This is a genomic window from Ginsengibacter sp. (assembly GCF_057362405.1).
On the sequence record NZ_JBMQQG010000158.1, the window covers coordinates 1 to 11,624 of the forward strand.

The window sequence follows — 11,624 nt, forward strand, 5'->3', positions numbered from 1 at the left end:
GCAAGCCCGGACATTTGGAAGACGCAGTGGCAGCGCTATCAGTCAAACTTTCAGAAGAAGAAATTAAGCGCCTTGAAGAGTTGTATCAACCACATCCGGTATTGGGATTTCAGTAACGGCAAACTAACGGTTCAGGCAAAACGAATTAAGAAAAGAGAAAGTTGATTCATCAAATTGACTATTTAAGCAAAATAACCTTTCTCCCATTCTCTCTTCTTACAATAAGTGACCCACCATTGCGCATGGGTTTCCATTCATAGCCCTCGCCTGTTTTATTTTCATGAATTGGTTTATTGTCAAGCAATACTGATGAAGGTTTTCGGCGGAGTTTTATCTTCTCTGTTCCAGATGTATCAAACGTCCGGTAAAATAATGTTACTTTATTGCTATCAACATTTTCAAAATTGAGGTAAATGAATTTTTTAAAATTGCCTTCGTAGTCGGACTGCTGAATAACTGAAGTGCTCGAAAGAATATGGTCTTCACCAGGTGGCGCTAAAGATGGTATTGCATCCATCGCCCTGAGGAAATGCCTTACATAATCTCCATATCCATCGGTAAGCCATGGCTCATCCTGTGGAAATCGGTTTTTGCCGTCAAAGTCCACCATATAAGTTGCCCAGTTTAATTCACGAACCGAATTTTTATATAAAGTACTGTCGCCAGATAAACTTACATATAGCAGTTCATCGGCTGCCTGCCTTGAAGAATGACTATTGCCGGGCGTTTGATAAACTGTCTGTTCATTGGTAACCATCACACCATATTTTTTCCATTTGTCGTTGCCAAATGTCTTATGCACCCATTCAATAATCTTTAACACATCATTTTTCCAATCGGGGAAATAATTCCGGTGCTCCATGATGAACCTTGCAAAGGTCATAGCATTAATTTGAGTATCGCTCCACCAATCAACATCTTCGAAGAATGGGCCCCACTTATTTTCTTTCATGGGAAAATTTTTCATCCAGTTCAACATTATGCTAAAACTTTTTTGGTAAGCAGAAGTATCGCCGGTTTTTAATTCGATCAAGTCCAGGAACAATTGCATGGTGGGTGCCCAATTGCTGGTATAGCCCGCTGTATCTATCCAGGTGCCGGTAAAATCGTGATTGCGAAGCAAAGCGGTATTACCGGTAAATACATTCACTTTAAAAGGCAATGGCGAATAATTAATGTTGCCTTCTGTTATATGGGAACATAAAGTGTTGGCAATTTTCTTTGCCGCATCAAGATAAAGTGTGTCCTCGCTTACTTTATAAAGGTGCACGAGTTCCAGCCCGAATGATCCTGCTTTATCAGGTTGCGCTACATCTCTTCCTGCACGCATATCGCCATCGTAAATTCCCGAGTACACGTAACTGTTATATGGGAAGGTGATGTTCGGCCATTTACAGTCTGCCGGGGAGCGGCCATGCGTGAGATAATAATCTGCCAAAAAATGCATATTCGCTTTCACTCTTTCATTGCCGGTATATGCATAATATAGACGCCATGACGAAAGCGCCATAGCAAACTGGTCGCCGCCAATTCCTCTTGGATCATTAAAGTTGGCGTTCCAAACCTGGTGGTTCATGTAATACGGCAAACCGTTCATATCCCTACGCATGGTATCCCAGAAATTCCAAACAATGTTTATGACGTAATTATAAGATGTACCCGGGTTTTCATTAAACCATGGAATAATATTTCCTGCCTTATCAGTTTTGATTGGATGATAGATTAATAATTCTTTTGGTTGGGCGGAAAGATGGATGCAGAAGAATAAAAATATTATTACAAGTAAAATTTTTCGGAGCATGAGAAAGCTATTTTGATTTTGCCCAAAAAGTTAAACTAAATACTTCATTTTAAATCCTGCTTCCCCAATCAAACTTTCAAATTCTTTTTCGCTCGTCAGCAAAACAGCTTTTTTAGAAATAGTTAAAGCTGCTGTAAAGGCGTCGGCATAAGAAAGACTAAAGATTTTCTACTTCTTAACTAAGTCTTTGCGCTAAATGCAACGTTCTTAACTTTTTTGGCGTCAACTTTGCAAAGAGATAAATGATGCGACAATTAACTTCTATATTATTTGCGATTTCGATAATCATCCTGGGGCCGAATGCTTCGTGCAAAAAGGAAAAGCAATACATGAATACGGCAGAAATTACCGGGATCGACAACAGCCTAAGGCCTTGCCGGGTTGATGATCCCTGCAGTTGTCCCGGAGGATTTTTTTTTCATATTGATAATGTTCCTGATCCAAATGGTAATTGCACATTTTGTAAAGTTTTTAAGGCGATAAAATTACCAAAAGATTTTACGTTAGGAAGTAATCCACAATTTCCGGTTGCGGTTAAAATAGATTGGAAATATGATTCTTTGCTTTGCGACAGCAGCAGGATTGTTATCACAAGTATTGCAAGACGATAAAAAAACCAGTACAAAATTTTGCATAGCAGATTGAACCGGCAATTCCTCGTTGAAGTCGTCATCACGGCTTAAACCCTATACCTTCTTTTATTAAAGTTTCAATATTTTCAAGCGATGCAGCTATTTGCTTTGCTAATTTTTTTCTTTTAAAAAAAGAAAAGTAAAGCTGTGAGAATGGAACCTTTTTATGATAGTAATCAACGATGAGAGAAGTCTTATTATCCCCTGCCGGCTTTAATGTAAAATAGATCGAAAAGGTTTTCTGTTCGTCCGTTTCGCTGTAAGTAAAAGTGTCCCCGGTTTGATCGAATGAACTCGAGTATAAATATATCGTGCGGTTATCTTCAACTGACCGATGCTTAACTCCCACATGGTTAATCGGGTGGCTCACCTGGTCGACGGAACGAACACCTTCCATCCATTTGGAACGCAATGAAAAATCTCCTACTATACTAAGGACCGTTAGTAACGGCGCATCAAAGATTTTACTTTGAGTTAATACTTTAAATCTTTTATCTCCCAAATCCAATTGCGATATTGGGTCGGACTGTACGTTTTCTTTTAATTGCGACAGCAACGAATAATGAAACCCAACGTCACCCTTTTCAGTTTCCTTGTTTCCCATTTCCCAGCTCATCCATTGTGGCAAATTCGCATCGCCTTTGTTTTCATTAAAGAGGTTGCTGGTAACAAGCCAGTACTCATGCAGATCAATATCATTCTTCAATAGCTGGTGTGCTACTATAACGTCCTTGCCAATAAGCTTACTGTATTGTTTTACGCTATAGGAGGAAAATTCACCGTAGTGCGTAATGATTTTAAGACTTAGATTTATAGCCGCGGTGCATGCGCTGCATTGGCAGGCCCGCCGGGTTTCAAGGTTCTTTAGTTGTTTTTGAAAATTACAAAACATACTTTCTACCTGCCGGTAAATTTCGTCTAAGGCGGGAGGCTTTCCATAGCGATAAAATAAAACAGCATCGCCTTCAATCTCCGAAACCGTCATACCCATTTGGTTGGAATTGATAATATTCTCAAGCAGATCGCCAATGATATAACGACTGTGATCAATTTCTGTTTCGTTCACAAATTTGGTGAAGCCGCTGATGTCAGGAATAAAAAGGAGTCCGCTGTTGTCCATGACAATTTTTCTACAAAGTTACAATACTAGCCCGTTTTGCACCCTGCATTTCGAAGTAAAGTATAGGAATTGTTAACGGCACACTCAAATAGATTATTTTAGTTTTAAACTTTGGTTATGATTTTTAGTTTAGACAAATCTATTGAAATCCTGGAACGCACTCCGGGTGTTGTAACTGCCTTATTGCAGGGTGTAAGTAGTGAATGGATATTCAATAATGAAGGGGCGGATACATGGTCGCCCTATGATGTAATAGGACATTATATCGAAGGAGAAAAAACAGATTGGATACCGAGGATGAGAATCATTCTTTCCAATGATGATGATAAGCGGTTTGTTCCATTCGATCGTTTTGCGCAGCTCAAGAATGATAAGAATAAAGGTATTGATGCGCTTCTCCTTGATTTTGCCGAAATGCGAAAAAATAATATCCAGGAATTAAAGGAAGCAAATCTTAATGAAAAAAAATTAAATAGGATAGGCATCCATCCTGAATTTGGCGAGGTTACCTTGCGGCAACTCCTGGCTGCATGGGTAGCTCATGATTTAAATCATATACATCAAATAAGCAGGGTAATGGCGAAACAATACAAAGGGGAAATGGGGCCGTGGACAAAATATATAGCTATAGTTAATAAATAAGTCTGCCAAAGATTAAAGGATATAACGCAAGGGGCTAAACGAAATATACCGTATTCTCATTTTTCAAAAATTACCGTATCGGCGGTAGCTCCGAGGTCTAACAAAAGGTCTACGATTTCTTTTACAAAATCATCAGGACCGCAAACATAGAAGTGCCTGCTGAAATCATGAATGTTTTCAATAAGATAATTTCTGTCTATTCTTCTTTCCCGAAATCCTATTACTCCCTGCCTTGTAAAAACATTTATATAAGCAGGCCCCAGCATTTTGGCGAGCTCTTCGGCAAGTATAATGTCGGCGGCAGTTTTATTTGAAAAAATGAGTGCATTGCCAGGTATTAATTTCTTCATTTTATACAATGCCCTGAAGATGGCGATGAAGGGAGTAATGCCGGCGCCGCCGGCTATAAATATGCCCGGACCCTTGTATTGAATGGTGCCGAAGACGTCATGTAAAATCAGTTCGGCGCCTGCATTGGTTTTACCAAGTTGGTTTGTGACGCCCGGATGGTCATCATAAATCTTAATCATAAATTCAAGATAGGGCCATTCATTTAACGATGTAAACGTAAAAGGTCGAATTTGATTTTTCCAGTCGGGATGATTTATTGACACGTCTGCAGCCTGCCCTGGAATAAAGGTAAATTTTGGTGGCTTTTCCACCACAAAACGTTTTACATCATGGTTGATATAACTGGACTCGAGAATTTTTACAATGTGTTCTGGCATGCTACAAACTTACTATGTTATTTCAACCTGTTGCCAATATTCCATTAATAACATTAGTGAAATCTTTGAGAAAATCGAAGGGCATTGATATCTATAAAGCCATTTCTTGAGACTGAATTTGCTTAGGGCTGAACTCCTGAATGCGAAATAGTTGGGAATAAATGCCCTCCTTGGCCAGTAAGGATTCATGTGTTCCTTCCTCTGCAACCACACCGTCTTTAATTACGAATATTTTATCGGCAGTAATGATGGTGTTAAGCCTGTGGGTAATAGTAATTACTGTTCGGCCTTTCATAAGTTGGGCAAGCGCTTCACTAACTATAGTTTCAGATTCGGTGTCAAGCGATGCGGTAGGTTCATCAAGAACGAGGATGGGAGCATTGCGTACTACGGCCCTTGCTATACCTATTCGTTGTCTTTCGCCCCCGGAAAGTGTAACGCCTCTTTCACCGATTACAGTATTATAACCTAACGGTAATCTTGTAATGAATTCATCAGCACGGGCGAGTTTGGCCGCTTCGATAATTTCCGTCTCTGTTGCGTCGGGGCGTCCATAAGCAATATTATCCCGAATGGAACCAAAAAAAAGCATCGTATCCTGTAACACAAAACCGATTTCTCTCCGAAGCCCTTCAAGGGTGTAATCTGTAACATCGGTGCCATCAATTAACACCCGTCCCGAGGTGGGATCATACAGCCTCGGGATAAGGCTGGCCAAGGTGGACTTACCGCCACCCGTGGGGCCACATATCCCGGTACGCTGTCCAGACCTGATAGACAAGTTAATATCTTTCAGCACACTAACGCCCGGCTCGTAAGCGAAGTTCACATGCTCAAAAGCGATATCACCTTTCAATTTACCCGGATCTCTTGCATTGGCTTTTTCGGGCACTATCATATCGGCTTTAAGTATTTGCTGAATGCGTTCCAAGGCAACATTTGCCTGCGCAATATTAACTGTCATTTTTGCCAGGTCCTTCACAGGATTAAAGAATTTAGTCAGGTACGATAAGAATACAGTTAATGTGCCTATAGTCATTATACCCGTAGTAACGAGATGTGTTCCACGCCACAACACAAAGGCGGTGCACACAGATACTGCCAAAGTAAATACAGGAGAGATAAGTGACTTTATTCTTCGTGCCTTTAATGCGGCATACACTGTATCCATACTTACTTTCTTCAAATGATCTTCTTCAAGATCTTGTCTGCCGAATACATTCACCGCCCGAATAGATTCTAATCCCTGTTGTATTACCACAATCATTTCAGCCTGTTCTCTTCGCACTTCATGTGTTGCTTTTTTTACAGATCTCTTAAATCGAATAACAAAAAGCAAAAGGAATGGCGCCAGGCAAACAGAGATTAAAGCGAAGTCCCATTTCAAATAAAACATTAAACCAAACATTCCCAAAATGGTAAGGGAATCTACTAATATGCTTAATAATGTGGATGCAATAAAATCCTGTATGGTGCTAACATCTGCCGTCATGGTACTTAGCAATTTTCCTACCTGGTGGGTGTTATAATACGCAAGTGACAATTGTTGCAGGTGATGGTAAATTCGGCGGCGGAGATCGTTTGCGATATACTGTGCTACACTTTCAGTGAAGTAATTATCAGCGTATCCGGCCAGGCCATTTATAATTGTAAACACCACCAATGCAAGGGCGCAAATGCCAGCAATCGCCATGATGTGGCCGCCGGGTAATATCGCATTCATCCACGCGAGCCACGCCGGCAATGGTTTACCAACGATAGCATTATCAATAATAATCTTTAGCGGCCATGGAGTGGCAAGGCTCATTGCAGTTTCAAGTAGCATCGCAATAAAAATGATAAACAGCCAATTCCGGTAGGGCAATACTAACTCAAGGATGAGACTATTGAGATTTTTAAAGTGGGATTTCGCTTTAAATATTGAAGCCCTTTTTCCAACCGCATCTTGAGAATTTATTGCCATACATACCCAAGATATATGGAAAGGTGAAAAATTTAAATGATATCAGGCACACCTTTTAATGACCCTGATCATTTAAAAAATTGGCAACCGCAATCCTGGCATGCCCAATAATATTTCGCCTATTTACTTTCCCACGTATTGTTTTTACGATCAATGTCCGGCAATTCATCATGTGGATCTAAAACAATAGACGTTACGGGTGTTGTAGAGTTATATCTGAAGGTCCATTCACCACCGCGTTGCCAAACTTCTACCGGTAATTTAAATTCCTTTGAATTGCCATTTTGTTCTGTAATCTTTACAGTTACGGGCATAACCATTTGTTGTAAATTTTCGATTGTAATTAATGCACCGTTAGCTGCGATATCGTTTACGTATTTAACTCCTTTTACAGATTGATCCAGCTTCCAGGTTTCATAAAACCATTCTTTCCAAAACCAATTAAGATTATCACCGGCTGCATCATTCATCGTTCGGAAGAAATCTTCGGGTTGAGGATGCTTAAATGCCCAGCGTTGAATATAAGTTTTAAAGGCATAATCAAACCTATCGGGGCCTATAACACTTTTGCGTAAAACATTTAATCCTGCAGCGGTTTTAAAATAATACTGCCCATAATCACTAAGATTTATCGATTCGGGAGGAGTCATCAACGGATCTTTGAATCTCGTCATTTGTCTTGCCATCCCCAATATGGCTTTGTTGGTGCTATCTCCATATTCACCATGATTAAATGAATTAGATGCATATCCGTTTATAAAAGTATTCATGCCCTCATCCATCCACATAAAGCGGCGTTCGTTGCTGCCAACAATCATGGGAAACCAGTTGTGCCCGATTTCATGGGTTACATCGTGCCACAAGTTTCCTTTGCCTATTTTATAACTACAGAAAACAATTCCGGGATATTCCATTCCCAATGCAACGCCAGCCACCACCACGGCAGAGTTCCATGGATACTCGAAATAATCATTAGAATAAAACTCTATGCTTTGTTTTAAATATTGAGTAGATCTTCCGTATGCATTGTACCCTTTACTTTCCACAGGGTATACTGCCATAGAAATACCTTTTCGTCCAGATGGAAAATTAATACGTGCAGCATCCCACATAAAAGCCTTTGAAGCAGTCCATGAAACATCACGGGAGTTTTGCATTTTAAAATGCCACGTGAGCATGCCGCTTTTCACAGGACGCATCGACGCATTCCGAATTTCATCTTCTTTGATAATCGCAACAGTGCTGTCACTTTTACGTGCCTCGTTTAACCGGTTTATTTCTTTAGCTGTCAGCACCTCCTGCGGATTTTGTAAATCACCTGAGCCGGCTACGATCATATCTGAAGGCGCAGTAACATAATAATCAAAGTTGCCATATTCACAATAGAACTCACCAAGGCCCATATAAGGCAAAGTATTCCAGCCCTGCACATCATCGTACACACACATGCGGGGATACCACTGTGCCAATTGATAAATAACGCCATTTTTTGTATACAATCTTCCCATACGGTCGGCGCCATATTGAGGTATGGAAAAGAAATAATTTACAGTAATGGATATTTTGTCGCCATTGGATTTAACGGAAAAGGGTAAACGCAATTGCATACGGGTATCGGTTATAACCGGATCAATTTTATAAATTTTTCCTTTATACGTTACAGATGCAGACCGGATGTAATAACCGCCCTTCGTATAGCCTTTTACATCAAAGCGATCTCCAGAAACAGGTGTTGCTGCTGCTCCGCGTGAGTCGGGATTAAAAAGATTCTGATCTAATTGCAGCCAAAGGTATTTCAGTTGGCCAGGGCTGTTGTTGATGTAGTTAATAGTGACGTTGCCTTTGAGTGTAGTGTCCATTTCATCTAAAGTTGCATGGATAACATAGTTGGCAACGTTTTGCCAATATTTCGGCCCGGGCGCTCCGTTGGCGCTTCTGAATTCCGTCGCATCCTGCGACATGAACGAAGGATCAAACACCTGGTTCTTATTATAAATTGATATAGAATCCTGGGCTGAAACAACCTGGGACAAAGTGATCATGGCTAAAATGCAAATGCTTAAAGAGGTAATTTGTTTCATTGAAAATTTTTATGTGAAAAAATGATGCAATAATAGTGTAGAAAAATGATGATGTTTTGTGAAATTTCTAATGAAGATATTGGCGTTGAACAGCCATAAACAAGTATAACATACGCTGATTATCATTTCCCCGTTGATGTTACAACCAGGAAAAGTATCCATTAAGATATGTCCACGGTTGAAGAATCACCGAAAGTCCGGTTCTCCTTATTTATATTATTTGATTGCTATTGCCATTTGAAATATTGATGGAATAGACGGAACGAAAACTGAAATTACTTTTTAGAAAGCGAACTTATGTATAAAAATATACTTGCTGCATTACTACTATTTTCGTTTGCAGCAACGTCGCAGGCACAGATAGCCGCTCCCACACCAGCTACTTTAAATATGGGCGGAGGCTCTGCCGCTATTACACCCGATTTTATTGTTGATTGGAGCATAGGTGAGTCAACCATTATTGAAACCTATTACGGCGAAAATTCGGCTTCGAATTTAATAGTTAGCGACAGATGGTCTGTTACCAGCGGTATTCTTCAACCTTTTGATGCAACCCATGTAATTTACAATCCATTCATCCCGCGGTTTACGAACCAGGAAATACGGTTCTATCCGGTTCCAACACCAAACATCGTATACATTGATTTCAGATCGCAAATAACCGGTAGGGTATCCATACAATTATTTAGCCGCGATGGAAAACTACTTGGCATAAAAGAATTTGCGTCAGTTGACGGGAATAATACACAAAAATGGGACCTGACAAATAAGGCTGCAGGACTTTATTATTTCCATATTCTGTTATCGGATGCAAATGGGACAGTTCTTAAACAAGGCACATTCAATATAGAAAAATTATAATCCAAAATTCATATGAAAAGAATTGCATTATTGGTCTTATTGACTTCATCACTTGCAGTTGCAAAAGCACAGGTGCCACAGCAATTAAATTACCAGGGTATTGCAAGAAATGCATCTGCAAATCCCATTACGTTCCAAAACATCACGGTAAGGCTGTCGATAATTGACAATGCGCTGGGTGGACAAACCGTTTACCAGGAAACAAGAAGAGTTAAGACCAACTATGTTGGACTGTTTAATATTGTTATTGGAAGCACCGGAGCCACCGATGTTACCGGAACGATTGGAGGTGTAAACTGGTCGACAGGTGAAAAAGATTTAAAAATAGAAATAGACCCTAATGGCACTAACAACTTTAGTCTTGCAGGAATTACACCATTACAAAGTGTTCCCTATGCATTGAGCGCTTCGCCCGCCGGCACTGCATCGGGAGATTTGACCGGAAGCTATCCGGCTCCTACTATCGCTAACAATGCGGTTACCAATAATAAAATTGCAAATGGAAGTATCACCTTGCCGAAATTGGCACCGGACGTTACGATGGATATCAATAAAAAATTGAACATCTCCGATACGGCTGCAATGTTAGCTCCTTATGCTGGCGCAGTTGATGTTACCGCATCATTAGCAAATAAATTAAATATATCGGATACCTCAGCAATGCTGAATCCATACTATCGGTCAATAACAGCTGCAAGTGATCTTTCAAAAAAAGAAGATGTTGCCAATAAAAGTACCGACGGGACATTTGCTTCCAATTCTGATACAAAATATCCAACTGAAAAAGCAACTAAGACTTACGTAGACGCTGCTTCAACAGGAAGTTCCACTGCTCTTGCTACAGAAATTACCAATCGTACTAATGCAGATGATAGCATCAAAAGAAATTTAAATATTGAAACGTCAAGAGCTACAACTGCTGAAGAAGTTCTTACAAACAATATGGTTGCAGAAGCTACCAACCGCACCAATGCTGATGATTCTATCAAAAACAATTTAAATATAGAAACCGAAAGAGCTATAACTGCTGAAGGCGCTTTAACTACAGACCTTTCAACAGAAGTTACCAGAGCAACTACTGCCGAAGCAACCAAAGAAGATGTTGCCAACAAGAGCACTGACGTTACAACCGATAGCTCTTCTGATACCAAATACCCAAGTGTAAAATCTGTAAAAGATTATGTAGATGCCGCTTCAACAGGTAGCTCAACTGCTTTGGCTACAGAAATTACCAATCGTATAAATGCAGATGATTCTATTAAAACAAACCTGGCTAATGAAACAACTAGGGCATCAAACGCTGAGAATACATTAACTACCAATCTGAATACAGAAGTTACAGATCGTACTAACGGTGATGCTGCAATAACAACCAATTTAAATAGTGAAAGAACAAGAGCTACAAACGCTGAAGGGAGTTTAACGACTAATCTTTCAACAGAAGTTACGAGAGCCACTACTGCCGAAGCAACCAAAGAAGATGTTGCCAACAAGAGTACTGATGTTACAAGCGATGGTTCTTCTGATACCAAATACCCAAGTGTAAAATCAGTAAAGACTTATGTGGATGCTGCTTCAACAGGGAGTTCTACGGCTTTGGCTAATGAAATAACAAGAGCTACTAACGCCGAAGACACGTTAACTACCCATCTAAATACGGAAGTAACTGATCGTACTAACGGGGATGTTACATTGGCCACCAATTTAAATAATGAAACAACAAGAGCTACAAACGCTGAAGGAACACTAACTACAGACCTTTCAACAGAAGTTACGAGAGCCACTACTGCCGAAGC

General features: G+C 40.1%; 9 protein-coding genes. 4 read left to right on the forward strand and 5 right to left on the reverse strand.

Annotated elements, in window-relative coordinates; genetic code table 11:
- Positions 1-178: 178 nt before the first annotated feature.
- Positions 179-1,801, reverse strand: coding sequence for a hypothetical protein (locus ACO1O5_RS13280; RefSeq protein WP_486270958.1), 1,623 nt, complete (start codon positions 1,799-1,801; stop codon positions 179-181).
- Positions 1,802-2,043: 242 nt separating this feature from the next.
- Between ACO1O5_RS13280 and ACO1O5_RS13285 the strand changes: the two genes are divergently transcribed.
- Entirely contained in the window at positions 2,044-2,412 is a 369-nt protein-coding gene (locus ACO1O5_RS13285; RefSeq protein ID WP_486270960.1) for a hypothetical protein, read from the forward strand.
- 61 nt (positions 2,413-2,473) lie between these two features.
- Here the strand turns inward: ACO1O5_RS13285 and ACO1O5_RS13290 are convergent, their stop codons facing one another.
- Entirely contained in the window at positions 2,474-3,553 is a 1,080-nt protein-coding gene (locus ACO1O5_RS13290; RefSeq protein ID WP_486270962.1) for a DUF2652 domain-containing protein, read from the reverse strand.
- Between the two features lie 117 nt (positions 3,554-3,670).
- On the opposite strand from ACO1O5_RS13290, the gene ACO1O5_RS13295 reads away from it, so the two are divergent.
- Complete coding sequence (locus tag ACO1O5_RS13295; RefSeq protein ID WP_486270964.1) at positions 3,671-4,195, forward strand: DinB family protein; 525 nt, start codon at positions 3,671-3,673, stop codon at positions 4,193-4,195.
- Positions 4,196-4,251: 56 nt separating this feature from the next.
- Here the strand turns inward: ACO1O5_RS13295 and ACO1O5_RS13300 are convergent, their stop codons facing one another.
- From ACO1O5_RS13300 to ACO1O5_RS13310, 3 genes are all read right to left on the reverse strand, one after another.
- On the reverse strand, positions 4,252-4,923 hold the full coding sequence (locus ACO1O5_RS13300) for a ferredoxin reductase domain-containing protein (RefSeq protein WP_486270966.1): 672 nt from the start codon (positions 4,921-4,923) through the stop codon (positions 4,252-4,254).
- Between the two features lie 91 nt (positions 4,924-5,014).
- Entirely contained in the window at positions 5,015-6,886 is a 1,872-nt protein-coding gene (locus ACO1O5_RS13305) for an ABC transporter ATP-binding protein (RefSeq protein WP_486270968.1), read from the reverse strand.
- Between the two features lie 119 nt (positions 6,887-7,005).
- On the reverse strand, positions 7,006-8,967 hold the full coding sequence (locus ACO1O5_RS13310; protein ID WP_486270970.1) for a M1 family metallopeptidase: 1,962 nt from the start codon (positions 8,965-8,967) through the stop codon (positions 7,006-7,008).
- 297 nt (positions 8,968-9,264) lie between these two features.
- Here ACO1O5_RS13310 and ACO1O5_RS13315 point away from each other — a divergent pair, with 297 nt between their 5' ends.
- Positions 9,265-9,828 (forward strand): T9SS type A sorting domain-containing protein, encoded by a 564-nt coding sequence (locus ACO1O5_RS13315; protein ID WP_486270972.1) that lies wholly within the window; start codon positions 9,265-9,267, stop codon positions 9,826-9,828.
- 12 nt (positions 9,829-9,840) lie between these two features.
- Positions 9,841-11,624: hypothetical protein (locus ACO1O5_RS13320; protein ID WP_486270974.1), on the forward strand; the 1,784-nt coding region annotated here is incomplete at its 3' end.